The sequence below is a fragment of the Rhizobium sp. P1_E1 genome, from assembly GCF_056406015.1.
The window spans coordinates 35,943-60,208 of the sequence record NZ_JBFUAY010000010.1; the positions used below are offsets into that span (position 1 = coordinate 35,943).

Below are 24,266 nucleotides of genomic sequence, written 5' to 3' on the forward strand. Positions count from 1 at the left end.
TCGAAGCAAATCAATAGGACACGGATGGGAGCGAGAAAAGCGAATAAAGCGGAATTGCCAGCCCGCCGGCTTTGGGCATAACCTCGCAGCTAAGCGCTGCACCGCAGCATCGCCATTTCAGGGAGAACAGCATGAGCAGAACAGTCGTCGTCACCGGTTCCACCAGCGGCATCGGTCTTGCGATCGCCACTGCCTTCGCAGAAACGGGCGACAACATCGTCATCAACGGTTTTGGAAAGGCTGATGAAATCAAGGCGATCGTCGAACGGCTTGAATCATTATCCAAAGGCCGGGCGCTCTATCATCCGGCCGACATGACCAAGCCCGCCGAGATCGCCGACCTGATCGAAACGGCGGCCAAGACCTTCGGCGGCGTCGATGTCCTGGTCAACAATGCCGGCATCCAGCATGTCGAGAAGGTCGAGGATTTCCCGATCGAGAAATGGGATCAGATCATCGCGATCAATCTGTCGAGTTCCTTTCATACCATGCGCGCCGCGATCCCGCTGATGAAAGCGAAGAAGTACGGCCGGATCATCAACATCGCCTCGGCCCACGGGCTCGTCGCCTCCCCTTTCAAATCCGCCTATGTCGCGGCAAAACATGGTATATTAGGCCTGACGAAGACGGCAGCGCTGGAGCTCGCCGAATTCGGCGTGACCGTGAACGCCATCTGCCCCGGCTACGTGCTGACGCCGCTCGTAGAGAAGCAGATACCGGATACCGCCAAGGCCCGCGGCATGACCGAGGAACAGGTGAAGAGCGAGGTCATACTCAAGGCGCAGCCGACGCATGAATTCGTCAAGGCCGAAGAAATCGGCGCACTGTCGCTCTATCTCGCCAGCGATGCCGCCCGGCAGGTGACGGGAACGCACATCTCGATTGACGGTGGCTGGACGGCGGCTTAACCATTTGGAAAACAACAACAGGAACATCATGAACGACAGCATCCGCTTCATCCTGAATGGCGAGGACGTCACGCTTACCGATGTCAGGCCAACCGAGACGCTTCTCGATTTTCTGCGGTTGAAGCGACAACTGACGGGCACCAAGGAAGGATGCGCGGAAGGCGATTGCGGCGCCTGCACCGTGCTCGTCGGCCGGCTGGCCGACGGCAAGCTCGCCTATGAATCCGTCAATGCCTGCATTCGTTTCATGGGTTCGCTGCATGCCAGCCATGTGGTGACCGTCGAGCATCTGGCCGGCAAGAACGGCGCGCTGCATCCCGTCCAGCAGGCATTGGTCGATTGTCATGGCTCGCAATGCGGCTTCTGTACCCCGGGCTTCGTCATGTCGCTTTACGGTCTCTGGCTCGCCAAGGAAAAGCCGAGCCGCCAGGAAATTGAAAAGGCGCTACAAGGCAATCTCTGTCGCTGCACGGGCTACGAGCCGATCGTCAAGGCCGCCGAGCAGGTGAGCCTGGTGCGGCCGAGTACGCTCTTCGACCCGCTGGAACGGACGCGCTCGGAAATCGTCGCGCGGCTTTGGGCAATGCAGGCGAGCGGCACGATCAGGATTGGGAATGGCGAAGACCGGCTGATCGTGCCGGCTTCTGTCCAGGCGCTGGCCGAGGTCCTTTCGCAGGAACCCGACGCGATTATCGTCGCCGGCGCGACCGATGTCGGCCTCTGGGTGACGAAGCAGATGCGCAGGCTGAGCCCGGTCGTCTTCATCAATCACCTCAGCGAATTGCAGTCGGTTACGGAAGGCGAGGACGGCGTCACCATCGGCGCCGGCGTCAGCTACACCAGGGCCTTCGAGGCGATCTCCAAGAAAATCCCGGCGCTCGGGCGGCTGATCGATCGCATCGGCGGCGAGCAGGTGCGCAACATGGGCACGATCGGCGGCAACATCGCCAACGGCTCACCGATCGGCGATAGCCCGCCACCGCTGATCGCGCTCGGCGCGACGCTGACGTTGCGGTCCCTGCAAGGCCAGCGCAGAATGCCGCTCGAGGATTTCTTCATCGCCTATGGCAAGCAGGACCGAAAGCCCGGCGAATTCGTCGAGAGCGTCTTCGTGCCCTACCCCGCAGCAATGAGCCGCTTTGCCGCCTACAAGATCACCAAGCGCCGCGATGAGGACATCACTGCCGTGCTCGGCGCCTTCCTGCTGACGCTCGACGATGCCGAGACGATCACCGATATTCGCATCGCCTTCGGCGGCATGGCGGCGACGCCGAAACGCGCCCGCACGGTGGAGGCCGAGTTGATCGGCAAACCATGGACGGAAGTGACGATCGAGGCAGCCCGCCCCGCCTTCGACGCCGATTACCAGCCGCTGACCGACTGGCGCGCGACGGCGGAATACCGCCAGCTGACAGCGAAGAACCTGTTGACGCGGTTCTATCTTGAGACCGTCGGCGCGCCGGCCGAACTGAAGYGGTTCGAGGAGGTGGCGTGATGGAAAAATCGATCTTCAGCCTGATCTCCAAGACCTGGTGGCAAGCTTCGATGGGAACGGTCGCGGTCGCCTCTCCTCACTCCCTTCGCGGAGGGAGGCGCTAATGGACAAGTCCACCTTCGAAGACCGCAAGGCCATCATCGCAGGCCCGATGCACGGCTCGCAGCGACATGATTCAGCGCATAAACATGTGACCGGAACCGCCGATTATATCGACGATATTCCGGAACCCGCAGGTCTACTGCACGGCGCCCTCGGCCTCTCTGACCGGGCACATGCCGAAATCGCCGCTATCGATCTCTCCGCGGTCGCCGCCTATCCCGGCGTCGTCTGGGTCTTCACCGGCAAAGACGTGCCCGGCGTCAACGACGTCAGCTCCAACGGCAGCCATGACGAGCCGCTGCTGGCCGAAACTTTAGTTCAGTTCCACGGCCAGCCGATCTTTGCCGTCATCGCCGAGACGCGTGATGCCGCCCGCTGCGCCGCGCGGCTGGCAAAGATCGACTATCGCGACCTGCCGCATTGGAGCGATATCGACGGCGCGCTCGCCAATGGCAGCCCGCTCGTCATCACCCCGATGACGCTGCGGCGCGGCGAACCGGATACGGAAATGACGAATGCCGCCATGCGTGTGAAAGGTCAGATGCGCATCGGCGGACAGGAGCATTTCTACCTCGAAGGCCATATCGCCGTGGCGATCCCCGGCGAGGACGACGAGGTCACCGTCTGGTCCTCGACGCAGCATCCAAGCGAGATCCAGCACATCGTCGGCCATGTGCTCGATATTCCCTCCAACGCCGTGACCGTCAACGTGCGCCGCATGGGCGGCGGCTTCGGCGGCAAGGAGACGCAGGGCAATCAGTTCGCAGCACTTGCGGCGATTGCCGCCAAGAAGCTCGGCCGCGCGATCAAATTCCGCCCGGACCGCGACGAGGATATGAGCGCTACCGGCAAGCGCCACGATTTCCTCGTCGATTACGAGCTCGGCTTCGATGCCGAAGGACGCATCCACGCGGTCGACGCGACCTATGCGGCACGCTGCGGCTTCTCCTCCGACCTCTCAGGGCCGGTAACCGACCGTGCCCTCTTCCATGCCGATTCCAGCTATTTCTACCCGCATGTGCATCTGACGTCGAAACCACTGAAGACGCACACCGTCTCCAATACCGCCTTCCGCGGCTTCGGCGGGCCGCAGGGGATGCTCGGGGCCGAACGCTTCATCGAGGAAATCGCCTATGCCGTCGGCAAGGATCCGCTCGATGTCCGCAAGCTGAATTTCTACGGCCAGCCGGGCTCCGGGCGCACGCTCACCCCCTACCATCAGGAGGTCGAGGACAATATCATCCCCCGCATCGTCGAGGAGCTGGAGGAAACGTCCGAATACCAGGCACGGCGCAACGCCATCATCGCCTTCAACCGCGACAGCCGCTATATAAAAAAGGGCATCGCGCTGACGCCGGTGAAATTCGGCATCTCCTTCACCATGACTGCCTTCAACCAGGCCGGCGCCCTCGTCCACATCTACCAGGACGGCTCGATCCACCTGAACCATGGCGGCACCGAAATGGGCCAGGGCCTCTATACCAAGGTGGCGCAGGTGCTGGCTGACAGCTTCCAGGTCGATATCGACAGGGTGAAGATCACCGCGACGACGACGGCCAAGGTGCCGAACACCTCGGCCACTGCCGCCTCCTCCGGCTCGGACTTGAACGGCATGGCCGCCTATGACGCTGCTCGCCAGATCAAAGAACGGCTGGTCGCCTTCGCCGCCGAGAAGTGGGATGTTGGGCCTGCCGACGTCGTCTTCCTGCCGAACCGCGTGCGCGTCGGCGAAATCGAGATCCCCTTCCCCGATTTCATCAAGCAGGCCTATTTCGCCCGCGTCCAGCTTTCCGCCGCCGGCTTCTACAAGACGCCGAAGATCCACTGGGACCGCAAGGCCGGCCGCGGCACGCCCTTCTATTATTTCGCCTACGGCGCCTCCTGCACCGAGGTGTCGATCGACACGCTGACCGGCGAATATCTGATTGACCGCACCGACATCCTCCACGATGTCGGCCGCTCGTTGAATCCGGCGATCGACATGGGCCAGGTCGAAGGTGCCTTCGTCCAAGGCCTGGGCTGGCTGACGACGGAGGAACTCTGGTGGGACGACAAGGGCCGGCTCCGCACCCATGCCCCCTCGACCTACAAGATCCCGCTCGCTTCCGACCGTCCGAAGATCTTCAACGTGCGCCTCGCCGAATGGTCCGAGAACACTGAGGCCACCATCGGCCGCTCCAAGGCCGTCGGCGAACCACCCTTGATGCTGGCGATCTCGGTGCTGGAGGCACTGTCGATGGCGGTAGGCAGTGTCGCGGATTATCGGGTCTGCCCGAGGCTCGACGCACCGGCGACACCGGAGCGGGTGCTAATGGCGGTCGAGCGGATGAAGCGGGTGTAGCAGATGCGAATGCGTCCGGCTCGTTTGTTGGCCTCGGCGGCGAACCCATCGGTCAGCCACCCATGACAGACATCCGCCGCTTCCTCGCCGCCCACCCGGACTGCATCCTCATCGACATCACCGGTACGCAGGGCTCCACCCCGCGTGAGGCCGGTACCTTCATGCTGGCATCGCAAACCGCGTTATGGGGCACGGTCGGCGGCGGCCAGTTCGAATTCATGGCGATCGAGAATGCGCGGGACATGCTCGCGGGAACCGGTGGGATGGCGGAGATGGATATCCCGCTCGGCCCTGACATCGGCCAGTGCTGTGGCGGACGCACGCAGCTGCGGTTTCGCCGGGTGACAAAGGCGGTTGCTGAAGAAATCGAAGCCAGGCTAACCAGTGAGATCGAGTGTCTGCCGGAGGTCTATCTTTTCGGTGCCGGCCATGTCGGCCGGGCGCTGGCTGCGGCCTTGGCGCCGCTGCCGCTGTTGGTGACGGTCGTCGAAACGCGGCAGGAAGAGCTCGCCAACCTGCCGGCAGAGACGAAGGCGCGGCTCGTGCCGATGCCCGAAGCACTGGTCAGGGATATTCCGGCCGGCGGCGTGGTCGTCATCCTGACGCACGACCACGCGCTGGATTTCCTCATCGCCCGCGAGGCGCTGGAAAAGACCGACCTCGCCTATACCGGCATGATCGGCTCGGCGACCAAGCGCGCCACCTTTGCAAGCTGGCTTTCCCGCGAAGGTGGCGGAGAGCGCGGCTGGATGGAGCGGCTAACGCTGCCGATCGGCGGCTCGGCGGTCAGGGACAAGCGCCCTGAGGTGATCGCCGCCATGACCGCCGCCGAAATCCTGACGGCGCTCGCGGCCTACCGCATGCGCTCGTCCTCGTAATAGGGATCGCGTCCGTCGAGAAAACCGAGATCGCGCTTGACGCGATCCGGCACCGTGTCGAGATCGAGGCTGGGCATGCGCCAGATCCGCGCCAGCCGACCGCCGATGCGCCGGAAAATTCCGATGGTCTGCTGCGGCGGGCTCTGTTCGATAGCATAGCAATCCATGACATCACCTCGATGGCTTGATGGTATGAGTTGCAGTTTGACGGTAAAAATGCTGCAATTCCAATCGAACGACCGTCTGCCTGCATCAAGAGAACTTATCCATGAAACTCTCCAAGCAATTCCCGCTGAATGCGCTGCGCGTCTTCGAGGCCGCTGCACGGCTCGGAAGTTTCACCAAGGCGGGCGACGAGCTCGGCATGACGCAGACGGCCGTCAGCTACCAGATCAAGCTGCTGGAGGAGAATGTCGGCGAGCCGCTCTTCCTGCGCCGTCCTCGCCAGATCGCACTGACGGAGACCGGCGAGCGGCTGGCGCCGAAGGTAACCGAAGCCTTTGCCATGCTGCACGACGCGATGGCGACGGCGCGCGACAGCGTCGAAGGCACGCTCGCCATCAGCTCGACCCATACCTTCGCCTCGAAATGGCTGGCGCCGCGCCTCGGCTCCTTCCACTTGAAACATCCGGCGATCGCGGTGCGCTTTCAGGCGAGCTCTGATATCATCGACTTCGCCCGCGAGCAGATCGATGTCGGTATCCGCTGGGGCGACGGCAACTGGCCGGGGCTGACGCTGCACCGGCTGATGGGCCTGGAGTTCACCCCGATGCTGAGCCCAAAGCTGGCGGAGACGGCAGGCGGCATCAGCGAGCCGCGCGATCTCCTGAAGTTCGATCTCTTCGACGCCGGCGACATCTGGTGGAAACAATGGTTCGAGGCAGCCGGCGTCACGGAGACGGATCTCGATCGGCGCCCGCGCAACCAGCTTGGCTCCCAGGCGGTGGAAGCCGATGCGGCGATCGCCGGCCATGGCGTCGCCATTCTCCATCCGGCCTTCTATGCGGCCGAGATCGCGCTCGGCCGGCTCTACCAGCCCTTCGAACTGACCCGTAGCGACGGCAAGGCCTACTGGCTCGTCTACCCCGAAAACCGTCGCAACGTGCCCAAGATCAAGGCCTTCCGCAACTGGATCCTTGAGGAGATGAAGGCAGCCGGAAATTGATGCATGCCGCCTGAAACTGTACAGCGGTTTTCGGACAACGACATACCGGACCCGGTTGGTGAGCCGGGTCCGGTGCTGTGGTCCGCCTTCAATATCCCATTTCCGGCGCATAGAAACAGCGCGGCGTATCCTCGTTCGGGAACAGACAGAGATGATAGTCGTTATCGCCGGATTGCATTGCCTTCGTCATTGGCAGCAGGAAGACATGAGCATGCGTCACCAACCGGTGGTCTCCCGGCATCAGCGTCACACGATATCCGCCTGGCGTCACCGCCACGCTTTTCGAAGGGATCATCTGACAATCGCCATTATGACTGTCGCCGTTGCAACAATAGGGGTCATAACTCCACCCCGAAGGTGCGTCGTGAGCCGTCGCCAACGACGCATACGCAATCATCACACACGTCAGAATGCTGCGCATGGGCATCTTCTCCGTCGATGAATGCGCCGCCGATGATCTAAGGGTTCTTATTTTATTCCGGCGGCCTGCAAAAATAACTGTAATCGAGTCGTCGCAGTTCCAGATCTGCTGAATTAGCAGATTCAGTATAAGGCTGAGATAATGCACAGCCTTCTCGGCAGCTTTTAGGCACGCGACAGCAGATCGGCGATCCGTCCGCGATCGGCAGCTTCGGCAAAATTGCTGAAGATCTCGACGAGCGCGGTGATCATTCCATTGCTCCTTTGGCCGCGCCGGTCGTCGCGCGTGTGCAGTTCTTCAATCTCCTCTTCCCTCCCCGCCAAAATTTCCGCAATGTCACGAGTCGGAGGAAGATAGGGGAACTCGATGTATGAATATGCCATAGCATGGGAATGGCTCGCCTTCGCGGCGCGCTGGTTCCATGTCATTACCGCGATCGCCTGGATCGGGTCGTCTTTTTATTTTATCGCGCTCGATCTCGGACTGGTGAAGCGCCCGCATCTGCCGCCCGGCGCCTATGGCGAGGAATGGCAGGTTCATGGCGGCGGCTTCTACCATATCCAGAAATATCTGGTGGCGCCCGCCCAGATGCCGGAGCATCTGACCTGGTTTAAATACGAAAGCTATTTCACCTGGATTTCCGGCTTCCTGATGCTCTGCATCGTCTATTATGGCGGCGCCGACCTCTTCCTCATCGACCGGCATGTGCTCGATATCAGCCCGCCCGTCGCCATCCTGATCTCGCTGGCGTCGCTTGCCCTCGGCTGGATCGTCTACGACCTGCTCTGCAAATCCCCGCTTGGGCGGAATACCTGGGGGCTGATGGCGGTGCTCTATGTCGTGCTCGTCTTCATGGCCTGGGGCTATACGCAGCTTTTCACCGGCCGCGCCGCCTTCCTGCATCTCGGCGCCTTCACCGCCACGATCATGTCGGCCAACGTCTTCATGATCATCATTCCGAACCAGAAGATCGTCGTCGCCGACCTTATCGCCGGACGGGTTCCCGATCCCAAATACGGGCAGGTCGCCAAGCAGCGTTCGCTGCATAACAACTACCTGACGCTGCCCGTCATCTTCTTCATGCTGTCGAACCATTATCCGCTGGCCTTCGGAACGCAGTTCAACTGGTTGATCGCCGCCCTGGTCTTCCTGATGGGCGTCACCATCCGCCACTGGTTCAACACCACGCATGCCAGAAAGGGCCGGCCGACCTGGACGTGGATCGTCACCGTCATCCTTTTCATCCTGATCATGTGGCTTTCAACCGCGCCGAAGCTGCTGACGGGCGAAACGGATGCGGCGGCGGTCGCGCCCGCCTTCCAGCAATTCGCCGGCGATCCGCATTTCCCCGCCGTCAAGCAGCTAGTCTCGACGCGCTGTTCCATGTGCCACGCGGCCGAGCCCGTCTATGAGGGCATCGTACGGCCGCCGAAGGGCGTGCTGCTCGAAAATGACGCGGAAATCGCCGCCCATGCCCGCGAAATCTATATACAGGCGGGCCGCAGCCATGCCATGCCGCCCGGCAACATCACCGACATCACGCCGGACGAGCGCAAGCTGCTCGTCGCCTGGTTCGAGAGCGCAGTCGAAGGCAAGACACAATGACGACGACAGTCCTGCGCGGCCGCCTGCTTTCCTTCCATCGCGCGCCGCTAAGCCTTACCGACAGCCAAAGCTATCTCTACGAGGAGGATGGCGGCCTGCTGATCGAGAATGGGCTGATCGCGGCAGTCGGCCCCTATGCCGACATCAAGGCAAAAACAGGCGAGGACATGGTCGAGATCGACCACCGCCCGCATCTGATCATGCCCGGCTTCATCGACATGCACCTGCATTTTCCGCAAATGCAGGTGATCGCCTCCTATGCGGCCAACCTGCTCGAGTGGCTGAACACCTACACCTTTCCCGAGGAATGCCGTTTCGTCGAAAGTGCGCATGCTGAAAGGATCGCCACGCATTTCTATGACGAGTTGATCCGCCACGGCACGACGACGGCGGTCGCCTATTGCTCCGTGCACAAGACCTCGGCCGACGCCTTCTTTGCCGAGGCGCTGAGGCGCAATATGCGCATGGTCGGCGGCAAGGTGATGATGGACCGCAATGCCCCGCAAGGCCTGCTCGACACGCCCGAGATGGGCTATGATGAGACCCGCCAGGTGATAGCGGACTGGCACGGCAAGGGCCGTAACCACGTCGCCATCACTCCGCGCTTCGCCATCACCTCCACGCCGGCGCAGATGGAGGCGACATCCGCGCTTGCCCGCGAATTTCCCGACCTGCACATCCAGACGCATCTTTCGGAAAACCACGAGGAGATCAAATTCACCTGCGAGCTCTATCCCGACGCGCTCGACTATACCGACATCTACGCCCGCTACGGCCTGCTCGGGCCGAAGAGCCTCTTCGGCCACGCCATCCACCTGTCCGAGCGCGAAGCCGATGCCATGAGCGAGGCGGGTGCCGTCGCCGTCCACTGCCCTACCTCGAACCTCTTCCTCGGCTCAGGCCTGTTTCCGCTGAAGGCGCTGGCGCGGCGCCAAAAGCCGGTTCGCATCGGCGTGGCGACCGATATCGGCGGCGGTTCCAGCTATTCGATGCTGCGGACGATGGACGAGGCCTACAAGATCCAGCAGCTGCTCGGCGAACGGCTGAACCCGCTGGAAAGCTATTACCTGATGACCCGCGGCAATGCCGAGGCCCTGTCGCTGGCGGACCGGATCGGCACGCTGGAACCCGGCACCGAGGCCGATTTCGTCGTTCTCGATGCCACGGCGACACCGGCCATGGCGCTGAAGATGGAAGTGGTGAAGACGCTGCCCGAGGAGCTTTTCCTGCTGCAGACGATGGGCGACGACCGGGCGATCGCCGAGACCTATGTGGCCGGCGTTGCGTCGAAGAAGGAGCTTCAATGAGACGCCCTGTCACCCTTGAAATCGGACCATGAAAGCTGCCCGGCACGGCCAGTTTCCCGTAACACTCCCACGAAATTCATGTTATGGCCGATAGCCGCATTCAGATGTGAAGGTTCAATTCATGGCCGCTCCGCTCACCATCGCTGACCTGAAAAAGCTTGCACAGCGCCGTGTGCCGAAGATGTTTTTCGACTATGCGGATTCGGGCGCCTGGACGGAATCGACCTACGCGGCAAACGAGAGCGATTTCAGCCAGATCAAGCTGCGCCAGCGGGTGATGGTCGACATGACCGACCGTACGCTGGAAACGACGATGATCGGCCAGAAAGTGTCGATGCCGGTGGCCCTGGCGCCGACCGGACTGACCGGCATGCAGCATGCCGACGGCGAGATGCTGGCGGCACGCGCCGCCGAGGAGTTCGGCGTTCCCTTCACGCTCTCGACTATGAGCATCTGCTCGATCGAGGACGTCGCATCGGTGACGACGCGCCCCTTCTGGTTCCAGCTCTACGTGATGAGGGACAAGGATTTCGTCCTCAACCTTATCAATCGCGCCAAGGCCGCCAAATGCTCGGCGCTGGTGCTGACCGCCGATCTGCAGATCCTCGGCCAACGCCATAAAGACCTGCGCAACGGCCTGTCGGCGCCGCCGAAATTCACGCCGAAACATGTCTGGCAGATGGCGACCCGGCCCTTCTGGTGCCTGGATATGCTGCAGACCAAGCGCCGCACCTTCGGCAATATCGTCGGCCACGCGAAGAATGTCTCCAGCATCGCCTCGCTCTCCGCATGGACGCACGAGCAGTTCGACCCGCGGCTGTCCTGGGCGGATGTCGCCTGGATCAAGGAACAATGGGGCGGCCCGCTGATCATCAAGGGCATACTCGATCCGGAGGATGCAAAGGCGGCCGCCGACACCGGCGCCGATGCGATCGTCGTCTCCAATCACGGCGGGCGCCAGCTTGACGGCGCTCCCTCCTCGATCAGCATGCTGCCGAAGATCGTCGATGCCGTCGGTGACCGTATCGAGGTACATCTCGACGGCGGCATCCGCTCCGGCCAGGACGTGCTGAAGGCCGTGGCGCTCGGCGCCAAGGGCACCTATATCGGCCGCCCCTTCCTCTACGGCCTCGGCGCCATGGGCAAGGAAGGCGTATCGCTGGCGCTCGGCATCATCCGCAAGGAGATGGACATCACCATGGCACTCTGCGGCAGGCGCGACATCAATGACGTAAATTCGTCGATCATCGCAGGGCGGCAATGACCTGCTTGAGAAGCCAGCTTGGGAGAGTCACCAATCCCGGAATCGCCGTCGCGATTGCTGAGTCATTGAGCACACGATTCTGAAGAGCATGCTGTCCGGGCGTCCGTTTCTGGTATTCCACCTCGAACGCCAGATAACAGCAAAGAGGCTCAAGGAGAGAAATCGGCACTGGCTGAACGTCCCTGATGGCGTGGGCAAGACCTGCCAGACGCATGCCGGAGAGCACCCGCATCTATCGCCTGCCGTCGTATTCAGCAGAGCGGCTGCCCATCGATCGCATCGAGCAGAAGGATCGCGAAAATCACGAGAGAGACGGCGAGCGCAAAACGCTGCCGCCAGACGATGCGGCGCGATCCGGCAATCCGCCTCTCGAGGTCAGGCGGTATCCCGTCAGGCTTGCGAAGCTGCATTCGGGACAACAGGTCGTCGACGGCGGCAAGACCGGCCGTCTCGGTCTCGTGGCTCGCCGCGAGCCGAAACAACAGCGCATCGAAGAGGAGATGGATCGCCAGCGCAAGAACAATCACGCAGAAAACGAGCATCAAAAGCCAGCCGAGCGGTGGAGCGAGGCCTCGATATCCCACGGTGACCGGGCCGACAATCAGTGGCAACAGCGCTGTCAGCCCGCAGAAGATTGAATTGCGGCCGAGATTTCGCGCAGCCGCCGAGGCCGTGGTATTCCACTGCGTCATTGCACGCCCTCCGCTATGGCATGGATACTTTCCGCCGGCAGATGAACGCGCCACCCCGCCCGTTCGATCAGCCGCAGTGCTTCGGCTGGATTTTCGCAATGTCGGCTGATGAGCAGCCAGCCCACGATGACGCAGGCGCTCCGCTGGAAACCTAGCGCACAGCAGACGAGGATCGGTCCCTGCTGGCGCGCATCCTCGACGAGGTTCGCTGCGGCGAGCGTCTGGATCTTGTCGAGGGCTGTAAGATCAAGGGTGGGAAAGCTGCACCAGCGCGCGCGTGTCCCGCCGGGGCGCAGAAGTTCGCCGGTAATGTCGATCACCGTGGCAAAACGGTCGGCCTCGTGGCGACGCGGAAAACGACCGAGATGGACGCCGTCAGCGATCACAACAGAAGCCGGCATTCTCCGGGTCCAGAGCCGAATGTTGATGAGAGCGCCGAGCCGGTAGGGTGCCAATAGCCAGCGGCTGGCAAGCGTGGCCCGGCCACCGACGCGTTTCTGGAATATCTGCGGGCCGGCGCCGAAATATCCGACTGCGACGATCGCCTGCGCAACAGCCGGCCAGAGCAACAGAAGCGCTGCGGCCGATAGAGGCGTGCAGAGCGCTCCAAGGCCGAGAAATGCGACGGCACCGCACAGATAATAGATGCCGAGACGGCGCGACTTTGGATCGCCGCTCATCGTAAAGTTCGCGAGAGGCGACCCGGCATCGCGCGGAAAAAGCCAGACGGCAGACAGACCGAGCAGCATGCCGGTCGGTATGTCGATGACGTGATGCTGCCACGTGGTCAACACGGAGACACCGATCAGGAGGCACCAAAGGTGCCAAAGAAGCCGTGCCTTCCGCGGCAACCGGCCGCGCAGATGATCCCAGATCACCACCAGGAGTGCGATATGCAGCGACGGCGCCTGGTTGAACGGCTTATCGAAGCCGCCGAGGACGGCGAACATGAAACCGGGCAGGCCGCTCGTTGCCGGCCGCACGAAAGTCGCTTCGAGCGGAAACGCGACGAAGCAGGCGACGGCTACTATCTGGATCGTCAGATAACGTCGCGCGAGCATATCCACGTCGCGCGGCGTCGTGTTGATGAACAGGCAGAGTGCATAGAACAGATTGATCGACCAATATGGAATAATAGTCCATCCAAGGAACGGAATGGCGCTTTCCCATGCGAAGGCGACGTTCGGCACATGAGCGCGTTGCGATGCCAGCCAATTGGCGCCGCCATAGCTCAGATAGAAGAACGGTCCCAGGAAGACGAGCCAGAGCGCCGCCCGCTTCGGGACCGGTGCTGCCGCGGAAAAAGTAGAACGTGCCCTCTCCACGCTTTGCCCTCAGACTCTCTCGGCCAGCGAGACAGTGAAAATGCCCCATTGATCGATGCGCTGTTCGATCTTGCGGAAACCGGCTGCGGCGACCAGTTGGTCCATTTCCTCTTGCGTCCGCCGTCGCATCACCCACGCCTCGCCGCCGCGGTGGGAGGTCAGTGCGCGGGCGATCATCTCCAGTTGTGGATGCCATGGCTGGTTGGTGTAGACAAGCAGACCACCGGGCAGCATCGCGCGGGCGATCCCGTTGAGCGACGCGGCGATCATCGCATTGTCGGAAAACAGTTCGTAAAGGCCGGAGACGATCGCGAGATCCGGAGCCGGCGTGATTGCAGCCAGCCCCTCGCAGTCAAAGGCATCCTGCTGGCGGAAGCTGACGAAATCACTCAGTCCACGCGCCGCAATGCTCTTGCGGCCGGCATCGACGTTGATGGAGGAATAGTCCTGCAACCGCGCACTATCGGGACGCACGGCAGCTGTCTCGATCGCATCAAGGACATAACGGCCGTGCCCGGCCGCTATGTCGAGCATGTGGGTATTGCGGCCGACTGCTTTCAGGCGCTGCAGCGCGCGGTCGATCAGTTCCTGCAAGTGTAGCTTGCGCTGCCTGATGCCGCGCCAGCCGATCGCATCGAGGAACACCTTGTCGATCAATCGCCCGCCGGGACCGAGCCCGCGCGGCTTGTTCTCGTAGACGTAATCGAGGGTCGAGCCGGAATCAAAACCGGTCTTGACCCCTGTCTTTATGCCTTCAGACACCAAAGCACCGATCTTGATGTTGAGGCGGCTGAGCGCCCAGTGGATGCCACGTGGGGATGTGGCGTCCAGCGGGCTCGCGAGCCGGTCGGCCTCGTCCTTTGTATAGCCCTGGATATGGGCGGTGCAAAGGTTGGCAGGCGCCCGGGGCTCGGCGAAACGCGCGTCTATAAAACGGCGGACTTCGGCCAGGGCAATCGCGCGCTCCTTTTCGCCAAGCGTGTCATGGTAGAAGCCGGCAAGCACATGCCGTTCCTTGATCCGGCTGCCGAGATTTTCGTAAAACCGGTGCTGCGKCGCGTGTCGCACCACCCAGTCGCTGCCGGAGATCAGCAATYGGGTCGGGACGGTGATGGCGCGGGCGTCGCCGACAACGCGGGCTGCCGCCTCATAGAGCTGCAACAGGATGTTGGAGGCAATTGGCCTAGATATCAATGGGTCGGATTCGTACGAGGCGATGCGCTCGGGGTCATGCGTCAGGAACCTCGCCTTGACATAGGAATTGACGAAGAATGTCCCCTTAACCTTTTCCCAGAGTGCAATGCCTTCTTTGGCGAAAGGCACGTAGAGCTTGACGCTGAAGGCCGGTGAGGCAAGCACGAGCGCACGGATCGGCGGCGCATAGTCATGCACCCAGGTGGCGGCGAGGACCGCGCCGACGCTCTGCGCAATGACGGCGATGTCTTCGACAGCAGTACCGCTTGTCTCGCTGACATGGCGGACGAAACAATCGAGATCATGCGCCGAGGCAGCAAAGGATGGCGAATAGCCGCGCTCTCCCGGCGAGCGTCCATGGCCGCGTGCGTCCCAGGCGTAGAAGGAAAAATCATCGAGGCCGAGCTCGGTGGCAAGGTGGGTGACGCGGCCGCTATGCTCGTGGCCGCGATGGAGAAGAATGATTACGCCCTTCGGTGCAGCGCCCGTCGAAGGCCACGCCCGATAAAAGAGTCGAGTGCCATCATGCGATGCGAATTCGGATTCATGCATTGGTCTGGCCGTCGAGGACGGTTGCCCACTATCGGCAGTTTGCAGCACGGTCTTCTCCAATTCTGATTGGTGGGTGGGTTACAACCATTGGCGGGAACAGTGATTTGCCTGCATTGCAAAAGTCTAGTTGCAAATGTAAGTCCTTTACGAGAACCGATATGAAGTGTGGCTTTCCTCATAAGTACGATGATCTGCACCCGCGAGAGGCGGGGATAGACTATTTCGATGCACGAAATTCCAATGAGGTAGCATGTCTGTCTATCAATTGAAGTCCCGATTTCAGAATATTCTTCGCCCTCTGGTGCGTTCCCTCGCGGCGCGAGGCGTCACCGCCAATCAGGTGACTTCAGTTGCCGCCGCCGTCTCGGTTGCATTGGGCTTTTTTCTGAGCGTCGCCCCTCTGCCGCATTGGTTCCTGCTGGTGCCAGTATGGTTTCTCCTGCGCATGGGTCTCAACGCCATCGACGGCATGCTCGCGCGCGAACATGGGCAGAAGAGCATTTTAGGCGCGTATCTGAACGAGATCGGTGATGTCGTGTCGGATGTCGCCCTGTATTTGCCGTTTGCGCTCATCGATCCGAACGGCTTGGTGCCGGCGATGGCGGTCATATTCCTCTCGGCGCTGACGGAATTTACCGGCGTTCTGGGTCAAACGGTCGGGGCAAGCCGGCGTTACGACGGGCCGCTGGGCAAGAGCGACCGCGCGGTCCTTTTCGGCGCGCTCGGCATCTTTGTCGCGGTTGGTGGTACATTTGCAGCATGGACTTCGTGGCTCTGGGCGGTGGTGGCTCTACTTCTCATATGGACCACCATCAACCGTATCAGCGCCGGTATTCGCGAGGCGCATACGGCCGCCCGATAGGGAACGGAGCCGATCTGCTGCCGGTTCTTTCATCGGCACATGTGATTTGGAATTGTGTCGAGGCTTTTGTTGCCGGTCACGCGTTGGGCTTCAAGAGTCCGTGACTCTTTTCACAAGGCTGCTCACTGCCGCCAGCTCGCGACATCTCTCGATAATGGACACTGCCTCAGTCCTTCTAACCGCACGTTAAGCCTAGGTTGTATTTTTATCGCCACCCCTTGAAAGCACAAAAGCGGTGCTTTATGTTTTACCTATGGTTATCACAGGCAAGACACCGCATCCATCGCTGCTGCGCTACACGCTGGCGCCTGACGACAACGCCCGGCAGGCGCTGGACGACACCATTGCCGCCTATCTCAGGATGATCGAAATCCTGACTGGCCTCGTCTCCGACAGGACGGGCGCCAATCTCGTCGTGCTGCATGACCTTGCCTATGAAACCGTCCGCGAGCAGACGGGGTTGCCGGCAAGGCTGGTCACGCTCGGCCTTCGCGATTTCGCCGCCAATCGCGGCGTCACCGCCGATCCGCCGCAACTGCCGCTCGATGACAAGCTCTTCGCCATCAAAGGCCCCTCGGACCTGACGATCGCCACGGTGCACGGACGTGTTGCCGTGCCCTTCGATGTCGCGGGTTATTCCAGGGGATGGGAGAGTATTTTTCCGGCCTACCTCGTTGCAGGCCAGGATCGCTACGAGATTCACATCGGCGTTACGCCGAATTCCGCTCGGATGGAGGAAAACATGACGAACGAAGGCATTCTCTCACGCATGGGCCGTCTGATCGCGGGCATCGCGAATGCGGCGATCGACAAGGCGGAAGGCGTAAACAAGATCGCCGTCATCGAACAGGCGATCCGCGAGATCGATGCAGCGGCGGATGAGGCCCGCACCGATCTCGGCAAGGCGCGCGCGGAGGAATACCGCATCCAGAGCCGCAGGGACGAAATCGTCGAAGACCTGAACGCGCTCGACCAGAAGATCCGCATCGCCGTCTCGTCAGAGCGGGATGACCTGGCAAAGGCCGGCGTTGCCCGCCAGATCGATCTCGAATCCCAGATCGCAGCGCTCGACAAGGCGCTGGCCGATGCCAGGGAACAGGTGGACGAAGGCCAGAAAGCCTTGCAGGCCGTCCTCGCCACGCGCCGCGAGGCGGACGCTCGCCTTGCCGATTTTAAGCGCAGCATCGCCCGGCATCCCGAACACGCCGCGACCGGCCACAGCCAGCCCGCACCGGGTGCAGATGCTGCCCGCGCTGCCGCGGCAGTCTCCCGGCTGACCGGGGTTCCCGCTGGCGAGCATGCCCATAGTTCCGAACTGGACGAACTCGACCGGTTGCACCGCGAACAGGYGATCGAGGCGCGCCTCGCACGCTTCAAGGCGGATAACCGGTAACGCCGATGGCCCTTCTCTTCGCTCCCGAATGCGCTCCCTTTGCCATTGCCGCCGCCGTGCTTGCAGGTCTGACCGCGATCGAGATGCTTGCGATGGTCATGGGGTTTTCGATGACGGAATTTCTGGGAAAGCCGGAGGCTCATGGCCATGACGGCATCCTGGCATACCTGTCCTGGCTCAATCTCGGCGGTGTTCCCCTGCTGATTCTTCTGATGATGACACTCGGCTTCTTCGCGATGACGGGGTTTGCCTTGCAGGCCGTCGCCAGCGCCCTCTGGGCGCCGCTGCCGAGCTTCATCGCCGTCATACCTGCCGCGCTCGCAACCATCCCCATGGTCAGGGCATCGAGCAGAACTGTGGCGCGGCTCGTACCGCACGACGAAACCTATGCCGTCGATCTCGACGCCTTCCTCGGCCGGACCGCCGAGGTGTCGATCGGCCCGCTCGATCAGGGACTGCCGGGCCGCGTCCGTGTCAAGGATCAGCACGGAAACTGGCATGTGCTTCGAGCCCGAGCCGCCAAGGGCGAGGGTCCGCTTGGGATCGGCGCTTCGGTTCTTCTCGTCGATCACAAGGCCAATGTGTTTATCGCCATTCCCGCGCCGGTCGACCCCACCGATGCGAACAATCAATCTTTCAGGGAGCAGCAATGATGTACGACGTTATTCTACCAGCCGGCATTGGGATTGTTCTGATCTTCGGCATCGGTTTTGTCCTCGCCTCTCTTTACACGCGCTCCAGCCGCGATGAGGCCTATGTGCGCACCGGTCTCGGCGGCCAGAAGGTCGTGCTCGACGGCGGTTCGGTCGTCCTTCCGATCTTCCATTCGACCGCGCGGGTCAACCTGAAGACGCTGCGGCTCGAGGTTCGCCGCGGCGAAGGCGATGCACTGATCACCAAAGACCGCATGCGCGTCGATATCGGCGCCGAGTTCTATGTGCGCGTCAAACCCGATGCCTCCTCGATTGCGCTTGCAGCGCAGACACTCGGCAATCGCACCAATGACGCCGAGGCCCTCCGCATCCTGATCGAGGCGAAATTCGTCGACGGTCTTCGCTCGGTGGCCGCGACGATGAATCTCGACGCGCTGCAGGAACAGCGCATGGATTTCGTCAAGGCCGTGCAGGAAGCTGTCGGCGCCGATCTCCAGTCGAACGGCCTCGAACTCGAATCCGTGTCGCTGACACGCCTCGACCAGACCGATATCAAGCATTTCAACGCCAACAACTTCTTCGACGCGCAGGGCCTGGCGGCATTGACCCGCATCACCGAGGGACGCAAGAAGGAGCGGAACGAGATCGTTCGCGACACCGAAGTCGCCATCGCCCAGAAGGATCTCGAGGCCCGCCAGCAATCGCTGACCATCGAGCGGACGAAGCGAGAGGCCGAACTCAGCCAGGAAAGAGACATCGCCAACAAATCCGCGGCGACACGCGCCGAAACCGCGCAGCAGGAGCAGGCCGCAAAACGCGCCGAGGAGGAAGCCCGCATCGCCTCCGAACAGGCGATCGCCGAACGCGAGGCATCCGCCAAGCAGGCTCGCGAAAGCGCCAACATCGACGCCGCCCGCGCCGTCCAGCAACGCGAAACCGAAGCCAAGCGTGACCTCCAGATCGTGGCACAGGAGAGCGCGATCGCCGTTGCCAACAAAAGCCGTGAAGAATCCGAAGCGAAGGCGGCTGCGGAAACGGCCCGCGCCCTGGCGATCGCGGCAGAGGAAAAAGTCGGCACAGCCAAGGCGATCGAGATTGCCGAACGCGAGAAGCAGATTGCCGTGATTGATGCGCGCAAGAAAGCCGAGACGGAAGCAACCGCCGTCACCGTCGGCGCGGAGGCCGAAAAGCAGGCAGCAAGCGACCAGGCCGAGGCCATCAAGACGCTCGCAACCGCCGAGGCGGATGCGGCGATCATCAAGGCCAAGGGCATTCTCGAAACCGGCAAGGCCGCGGCCGAGAGCGAAGCATTGCTCAACGACGCTCGCAACAAGCTGAGCTCTGCTATCATCGAGTTCGAGATCACCCGCGAACGGATCCGCATCATTCCGCAGGCGCTCGCCGAGGCGGTCAAGCCGATCGAGAAGATCTCCGATATCAGGATATTCGATACCGGCGGCATGCTCGGCCGCGGAAACGGAGCGACCGGCGGAAACGGCATCGGGCTCGGCGAAGGGCTGGCCAGCCAGCTCCTCTCCTATCAGGCGAATAAACCGATCCTCGACAAATTGCTGAAGGAAGCCGGCTTCGACGGCGACGATGCCATCTCATCACTTCTTGGAAATCTCGATGGCGCAAAACCGGCAAGACCGGCAACCGCCGCAGCCCCGGCAAAGCCGGCAACACCGGCCCCAGCCCCGACACAAACGATCATCCCTCCGGCCGCGAAGCCGGCACCAAAGAAGGACTGATCACCGCGCAAGCGGGTCTGGACTAGAACAGGATGATTTTAGGCCGGTTCGGCCTAAAATCTGAATCCTGTTCTAAATTAAATAGTTAGAGCATGATGTTGCCCGAAAACCGCACATACTTTTCGGCATTATGCTCTATCTCACCCAACCCGTTGCCAGCGCGCCTGCCCAGTCGGCACGGCCCTTTTCGGCGGCCAGTGCCGACATCGCCATATGGTCATAGGCGACGGTTCGGAACTGCCATATCCATCCGGCCGCCGTCTTTTCCAGAATGGCGTAGCTCGCCAGCGGGTGGCCGACTTCCACCTTGTGGTAATAGGGCAGCTCGTCGTCATAGGCCGCGCAGCCGACGCTGCCGGGGTTGACGATGAGACGGCCGTCGGAAAGCCTGATAGCGCGGGGGATGTGGCTGTGGCCGCAAAGGATCAGCGGCAGGTCGATGCCGTCGGCCAGCGCCTCGATTGCCTCGATCGGCTTCAGGAAGACGAAACCCTCCGGCGAAACGGATTCCAGCCAGTAGAGATTGTCGTCCTTCGGCGTCGCATGGCAGAGATAGACCTCATCGCGATAGACGGTATCGAATGGAAGACTACGGATCCAATCGAGATGGGCTGGCGACAATTGGTGATAAGCGGCGGCATCCGAAACATGCAGCGCCGCCGGATCCTGTTCGATCAGGTAGCGGTCGTGATTGCCGCGGATCGAGGTCAGGCCGAGCGGCATCAGCAAGTCTGCCGTCTTGCCGGCTTCGAGCGGCCCGCTGAAGAAATCGCCGAGATTGACGATCTCCTCGATCCCCTGTGCACGAATATCCGCAAGCACCGCCTCGAGCGCCAGATGGTTTCCGTGGATATCGGCAATTGCCGCAAACCGCATTTTTTAGCTCCCTCGATAGGTAGAATAGCCATAGGGCGAAATCAGCAGCGGCACATGGTAATGCGCCGTGACGTCGGCAATGCCGAAGCGGATCGGCACGAGATCGAGGAAGGCCGGATGCGGCAGCGGCGTGCCGCTCGCCCTCAGATAATCGCCGGCGTGGAAGACCAGCTCATAGGTACCCGCTCGAAAATTTTCGCCAATGAGGATTGGGCCGCCATCAACCCGGCCGTCGGCATTGGTCTCGACCGTCTTCAGATGCCTGCGGATCTCGCCGTCGAGCTGGAAAAGATCGATCCTCAGGCCCTCGGCCGGCTTGCCGAGGGCGGTGTCGAGAACATGCGTGGTCAGTCCGGTCATGGGGCTGGCTCTTTGATGATAAAAGGGGTTTGGAAGAAGAATTCTTCCAGATTGTTGCCTGGCCCGTCGCGGTCGACGACCAGGAAGTCTGAGGCTTGGTCGAGCGCCATCAGCGGATGATGCCAGACATTGGGGCGGTAGTTTACGCCCTGGTCGCCGCGCGCCAGAAACACCTGCGGCCTGCCCGGGCGGCCGTTCTCGTCCTCGGAGACGATGACGAGAAAAGGACGGCCCGAGACCGGCGAGAAACTCTGGCTGCCGAGGGGGTGGCGCTCCATCATCCCGACGTCATAGGGGAAGCTGCGCGGCTGTCCGCGAAAGAGGTTGATGATGACGCGTGCGCCCTCGCCCGTCGCATCAGCGGTGGCCAGCGCATGAAAACGCTCCGTCGTGCCGCCATTGATGAACCGCATTGAGGCCGGATCGGCCTCAATCACCTCGCCGAAGGGAGCGAAGGCGGATTTGGTGAGCGGGCGGATCTCGAGAAATTCGGACATGGCTTCATTCGCCTTGGGCATGCCAGTAACGGACAGCATCGATCGCGGAAAGAAGCTCCGGCAGCGTGCGATAGGTCGCCTCCCATATGTTCGACGGACTGAGATCGAAGACTTCCTCGAGGATACGGTTACCCATGCCACAGATTCTCGTCCATGGCAGATCGGGATGCTCAGTCGCAAATTCCGGATGGTTGACGAGCAGTCGGGACGCCGCCGCACCGATGGTGAAGTGGCAGAAGGCAACAGCCTTGAAGGTGAGCTTGTCCCCGGCGAACGCCGCCTCATCCATTCCGCCGACGAAAGACAGCGCTTCGGATGCCGCCTCATACATTTCATTGAGATAGTCGATGGCGCGCCGCTCTTTCATTCAGCCTCCGGCAGCATCGATGTCAGCCGCAGCAGCGCGATCCGTTCGACCTGCGCCGTCGCGGTCACAAATTCCTCATGCCGATCATTGCCGATCCGTGTTTCGAACGCCGACAGGATATCGACCTTGCCAAGCCCCTTGACGGCGATGATGAAGGGAAAGCCGAATTTTCCGACATAGGTCGAATTGAGTTCGGTGAAGCGGGCATGCTCGGCTGGGCTCAAGCGATCGAGACCGGCGCCGGCCTGCTCCTTCCGGCTGTCCTCGGTGAGTTCGCCCGATATCGCGAGGCGCCCGGCAAGGTCTGGATGGGCACGCAGCACGCCGAGACGCTCCTGCGGGCTTGCCGCCCGGAACGCGGCGGTTAGCGTCGCATGCACGCCGGCCGCCGTCAGCGGCTCCGTCACGGGGCCGGCGTCATAGGCGCGCTCGGCGATGAAAGGCGAATGTTCAAAGACGCCGCCGAAGCGGGAGACGAAATCCTCGCGCGACACCATCAAAGCGCTTCCGGCTGATGGTGCTTGTGCCAGTGTTCGGCAATCTCGATGCGGCGTGGAATCCAGACATTGTCGTGCTTCAGCACATATTCGATGAAGCGCTTCAGCGCCGCTGCCCGACCGGGACGTCCGACGAGGCGGCAATGCAGGCCGACTGACATCATCTTCGGGCTGCCCGCCTTGCCTTCCTCATAAAGCGTATCGAAGGCATCCTTCAGATAGGTGAAGAACTGATCGCCGGCATTGAAGCCCTGCGGCGTCGCAAATCGCATATCGTTGGTTTCGAGCGTATACGGAATGATCAGGAAGGGTTTCCCGTCGACGCCCTTCACCCAGTAAGGCAGGTCGTCGGCGTAGGAATCGGAGGAATAAAGGAAACCGCCCTCCTCCTGCACCAGCCGAAGCGTATTGTCGGAAGGCTTGCCCTGATACATGCCGTAGGGCCGCTCGCCGGTGAGTTCGGTGTGCAGGCGCACGGCTTCGAGGATATGCTTGCGCTCCAGATCTTCGGGAAAATCCTTATATTCCAGCCAGCGGTAACCATGGCTGGCGATTTCCCAGCCGGCCTCTTTCATCGCGGCGACGGCCTCGGGGTTGCGGGCCATCGCCAGCGTCACGCCGTAGACGGTTGCCTGCACCTTGAGGTCGGTGAACATGCGCCAGAGCCGCCAGAAGCCGGCACGCGAACCATATTCGTAGATCGATTCCATGTTGAGGTTGCGCTGCCCTGGCCAGGCGGCCGCACCGACGATCTCCGACAGCAGGTTTTCGGAAGCCGGATCGCCGTCGAGGATCGAGCTTTCGCCGCCCTCCTCATAGTTGATGACGAACTGCACGGCGACGCGTGCCTCGTCCGGCCATTTCGGATCAGGCGTCAGACGCCCGTAACCAACGAGATTGCGCGGATAAGTCTCGGATACCATCAAATCACCTTCTGAAAAGACGGGGAACGGTAGCATCCGCAGCCGGAATGTCGAGACGGAAACTGCTCGACCGGATTTTGCCTTTACGGCACAAGCCTTTAGCTCATCAGCAGATTCAAGCGATTTTGCGCGCGCTGACCTTGCCCATCGGATGCAGCGAATGAACGCGGAAAGGACCGCCCGTGCCCTCCTCAATCATCAGCGCCACGTTCGAAACCGTGACAGGCTCGGTGAGGACAGGCTCGAAGATCGTCCGCAACACCGGCTCGATGCGCGGCATGTCGATCGCGTTGACGGGACCCGTCACCGGCATATGAAAGCGGAACTCCTCCATCACGTAAGGGTTACCCCAGCGATGCAGATTGGCAAATTGCGTCGCCGACAGCCCGTCCGGATCGCTGCGCTCGATCTCAGCCTCGCTGAGCGGCGCGCGGAAACGATCGAATTCCTGGACGATCGCCGAAGCGAGATACTGGATCTGCTCGCAGGGAGTGCTCGGCAGCAGGCTGTAGAAATTGCCGAGCCGGGCGACTTCGATACGCGGAATCTGGAAGGGAACAAAGGTCCCGGAAAAACGCATCAGATCGCGCAGGAGTTGCGATTCGGGCATGTCGCGGGACAAGTGGAACGGCGCCTTCAAAACGCCGTGAAATCCGTAGCGCCGCGGCACGGCGGTATGGAAGGCGATCTCGTGAATGCCGAGGCCACGGACGGCAGGAGGCTCCATCATATCGCCCGAAAACACGTTTCGGCCAAGCCAGTTGGCGGCCACGAGCGACAGCGGATCGCTCGCCGGAGGCGTGAAGCAAATGGCATAGCGCATGCAATTTCCTCCATC

Annotated in this window: 26 protein-coding genes; 12 read left to right on the forward strand and 14 right to left on the reverse strand. The window is 61.6% G+C overall.

From position 1 onward, the window contains the following. The first annotated feature begins 131 nt into the window (after positions 1–131). The 4 genes from AC1D1Z_RS06420 to xdhC all read left to right on the forward strand — a co-directional run bounded on the left by AC1D1Z_RS06420 (position 132) and on the right by xdhC (position 5,724). Entirely contained in the window at positions 132–908 is a 777-nt protein-coding gene (locus AC1D1Z_RS06420) for a 3-hydroxybutyrate dehydrogenase (RefSeq protein ID WP_018243130.1), read from the forward strand. A 28-nt stretch (positions 909–936) separates the two neighbouring features. Beyond that, positions 937–2,403, forward strand: a complete 1,467-nt coding sequence (xdhA, locus tag AC1D1Z_RS06425) for a xanthine dehydrogenase small subunit (protein WP_477849878.1) — start codon at positions 937–939, stop codon at positions 2,401–2,403. 103 nt (positions 2,404–2,506) lie between these two features. Next, on the forward strand, positions 2,507–4,846 hold the full coding sequence (gene xdhB / locus AC1D1Z_RS06430; protein WP_130652867.1) for a xanthine dehydrogenase molybdopterin binding subunit: 2,340 nt from the start codon (positions 2,507–2,509) through the stop codon (positions 4,844–4,846). Between the two features lie 62 nt (positions 4,847–4,908). Next, positions 4,909–5,724 (forward strand): xanthine dehydrogenase accessory protein XdhC, encoded by an 816-nt coding sequence (xdhC, locus tag AC1D1Z_RS06435; protein ID WP_130758866.1) that lies wholly within the window; start codon positions 4,909–4,911, stop codon positions 5,722–5,724. On the opposite strand, the gene AC1D1Z_RS06440 is transcribed toward xdhC, so the two are convergent. Then, the gene (locus tag AC1D1Z_RS06440; RefSeq protein ID WP_047618702.1) at positions 5,700–5,891 is read right to left on the reverse strand and encodes a hypothetical protein; all 192 of its coding nucleotides are present in this window, start codon (positions 5,889–5,891) and stop codon (positions 5,700–5,702) included. The genes xdhC and AC1D1Z_RS06440 overlap by 25 nt on opposite strands. Before the next feature lie 101 nt (positions 5,892–5,992). Between AC1D1Z_RS06440 and gcvA the strand changes: the two genes are divergently transcribed. Next, positions 5,993–6,889, forward strand: a complete 897-nt coding sequence (gcvA, locus tag AC1D1Z_RS06445) for a transcriptional regulator GcvA (RefSeq protein ID WP_047618704.1) — start codon at positions 5,993–5,995, stop codon at positions 6,887–6,889. A gap of 88 nt (positions 6,890–6,977) precedes the next feature. Here gcvA and AC1D1Z_RS06450 read toward each other — a convergent pair whose 3' ends face one another. After that, positions 6,978–7,310, reverse strand: coding sequence for a hypothetical protein (locus AC1D1Z_RS06450; protein WP_018243137.1), 333 nt, complete (start codon positions 7,308–7,310; stop codon positions 6,978–6,980). A 164-nt stretch (positions 7,311–7,474) separates the two neighbouring features. Beyond that, positions 7,475–7,693 (reverse strand): hypothetical protein, encoded by a 219-nt coding sequence (locus AC1D1Z_RS06455; RefSeq protein WP_130758867.1) that lies wholly within the window; start codon positions 7,691–7,693, stop codon positions 7,475–7,477. On the opposite strand from AC1D1Z_RS06455, the gene puuD reads away from it, so the two are divergent. The 3 genes from puuD to AC1D1Z_RS06470 all read left to right on the forward strand — a co-directional run bounded on the left by puuD (position 7,677) and on the right by AC1D1Z_RS06470 (position 11,486). Next, a complete protein-coding gene (gene puuD, locus AC1D1Z_RS06460) occupies positions 7,677–8,915 on the forward strand; it encodes a urate hydroxylase PuuD (RefSeq protein ID WP_113542391.1) in 1,239 nt (412 codons plus the stop codon). The two genes, AC1D1Z_RS06455 and puuD, sit on opposite strands and share 17 nt — an antisense overlap. Continuing rightward, entirely contained in the window at positions 8,912–10,222 is a 1,311-nt protein-coding gene (guaD, locus tag AC1D1Z_RS06465) for a guanine deaminase (protein ID WP_130758868.1), read from the forward strand. Before puuD ends, guaD begins: the two co-directional genes overlap by 4 nt. Before the next feature lie 121 nt (positions 10,223–10,343). Then, complete coding sequence (locus tag AC1D1Z_RS06470; protein WP_130759612.1) at positions 10,344–11,486, forward strand: alpha-hydroxy acid oxidase; 1,143 nt, start codon at positions 10,344–10,346, stop codon at positions 11,484–11,486. Here the strand turns inward: AC1D1Z_RS06470 and AC1D1Z_RS06475 are convergent. From AC1D1Z_RS06475 to AC1D1Z_RS06490, 4 genes are read right to left on the reverse strand one after another with little or no spacing between them, the layout of a single operon-like run. Continuing rightward, a complete protein-coding gene (locus AC1D1Z_RS06475; protein WP_130759613.1) occupies positions 11,467–11,718 on the reverse strand; it encodes a hypothetical protein in 252 nt (83 codons plus the stop codon). The genes AC1D1Z_RS06470 and AC1D1Z_RS06475 overlap by 20 nt on opposite strands. A gap of 19 nt (positions 11,719–11,737) precedes the next feature. After that, on the reverse strand, positions 11,738–12,178 hold the full coding sequence (locus AC1D1Z_RS06480) for a hypothetical protein (RefSeq protein WP_130759614.1): 441 nt from the start codon (positions 12,176–12,178) through the stop codon (positions 11,738–11,740). Next, a complete protein-coding gene (locus AC1D1Z_RS06485) occupies positions 12,175–13,503 on the reverse strand; it encodes a phosphatase PAP2/dual specificity phosphatase family protein (RefSeq protein WP_130759615.1) in 1,329 nt (442 codons plus the stop codon). The genes AC1D1Z_RS06480 and AC1D1Z_RS06485 overlap by 4 nt, the downstream gene beginning before the upstream one ends. Before the next feature lie 9 nt (positions 13,504–13,512). Continuing rightward, positions 13,513–15,297, reverse strand: a complete 1,785-nt coding sequence (locus AC1D1Z_RS06490) for a bifunctional alpha/beta hydrolase/class I SAM-dependent methyltransferase (protein WP_477849886.1) — start codon at positions 15,295–15,297, stop codon at positions 13,513–13,515. A gap of 202 nt (positions 15,298–15,499) precedes the next feature. Between AC1D1Z_RS06490 and AC1D1Z_RS06495 the strand changes: the two genes are divergently transcribed. The 4 genes from AC1D1Z_RS06495 (at position 15,500) to AC1D1Z_RS06510 (ending at position 19,908) form a co-directional block, all read left to right on the forward strand. Then, positions 15,500–16,111, forward strand: a complete 612-nt coding sequence (locus tag AC1D1Z_RS06495) for a CDP-alcohol phosphatidyltransferase family protein (protein ID WP_018446759.1) — start codon at positions 15,500–15,502, stop codon at positions 16,109–16,111. A gap of 235 nt (positions 16,112–16,346) precedes the next feature. After that, on the forward strand, positions 16,347–17,504 hold the full coding sequence (locus AC1D1Z_RS06500) for a PspA/IM30 family protein (protein WP_477849888.1): 1,158 nt from the start codon (positions 16,347–16,349) through the stop codon (positions 17,502–17,504). 5 nt (positions 17,505–17,509) lie between these two features. Then, complete coding sequence (locus tag AC1D1Z_RS06505; RefSeq protein WP_018446761.1) at positions 17,510–18,157, forward strand: OB-fold-containig protein; 648 nt, start codon at positions 17,510–17,512, stop codon at positions 18,155–18,157. Next, a complete protein-coding gene (locus AC1D1Z_RS06510; protein WP_130759618.1) occupies positions 18,154–19,908 on the forward strand; it encodes a flotillin family protein in 1,755 nt (584 codons plus the stop codon). Before AC1D1Z_RS06505 ends, AC1D1Z_RS06510 begins: the two co-directional genes overlap by 4 nt. A gap of 135 nt (positions 19,909–20,043) precedes the next feature. Here the strand turns inward: AC1D1Z_RS06510 and AC1D1Z_RS06515 are convergent, their stop codons facing one another. The 7 genes from AC1D1Z_RS06515 to AC1D1Z_RS06545 form a co-directional block, all read right to left on the reverse strand. Beyond that, a complete protein-coding gene (locus tag AC1D1Z_RS06515) occupies positions 20,044–20,784 on the reverse strand; it encodes a metallophosphoesterase family protein (protein ID WP_130759619.1) in 741 nt (246 codons plus the stop codon). Between the two features lie 3 nt (positions 20,785–20,787). After that, positions 20,788–21,144, reverse strand: a complete 357-nt coding sequence (gene uraH / locus AC1D1Z_RS06520; RefSeq protein WP_003541961.1) for a hydroxyisourate hydrolase — start codon at positions 21,142–21,144, stop codon at positions 20,788–20,790. Next, positions 21,141–21,641 carry an ureidoglycolate lyase gene (locus AC1D1Z_RS06525; RefSeq protein WP_130759620.1) on the reverse strand — a complete coding sequence of 167 codons (501 nt, stop codon included), beginning with the start codon at positions 21,639–21,641 and terminating at the stop codon, positions 21,141–21,143. The genes uraH and AC1D1Z_RS06525 overlap by 4 nt, the downstream gene beginning before the upstream one ends. A gap of 4 nt (positions 21,642–21,645) precedes the next feature. Beyond that, positions 21,646–22,008, reverse strand: coding sequence for a HepT-like ribonuclease domain-containing protein (locus AC1D1Z_RS06530; protein ID WP_018243152.1), 363 nt, complete (start codon positions 22,006–22,008; stop codon positions 21,646–21,648). Next, positions 22,005–22,505, reverse strand: coding sequence for a 2-oxo-4-hydroxy-4-carboxy-5-ureidoimidazoline decarboxylase (gene uraD / locus AC1D1Z_RS06535; protein WP_130759621.1), 501 nt, complete (start codon positions 22,503–22,505; stop codon positions 22,005–22,007). Before uraD ends, AC1D1Z_RS06530 begins: the two co-directional genes overlap by 4 nt. Next, positions 22,505–23,428: an allantoinase PuuE gene (puuE, locus tag AC1D1Z_RS06540; protein ID WP_018446766.1), complete on the reverse strand. Its 924-nt coding sequence runs from the start codon at positions 23,426–23,428 to the stop codon at positions 22,505–22,507. The genes uraD and puuE overlap by 1 nt, the downstream gene beginning before the upstream one ends. Before the next feature lie 115 nt (positions 23,429–23,543). Beyond that, entirely contained in the window at positions 23,544–24,251 is a 708-nt protein-coding gene (locus AC1D1Z_RS06545; protein WP_018243155.1) for a DUF1045 domain-containing protein, read from the reverse strand. Positions 24,252–24,266 lie beyond the last annotated feature (15 nt).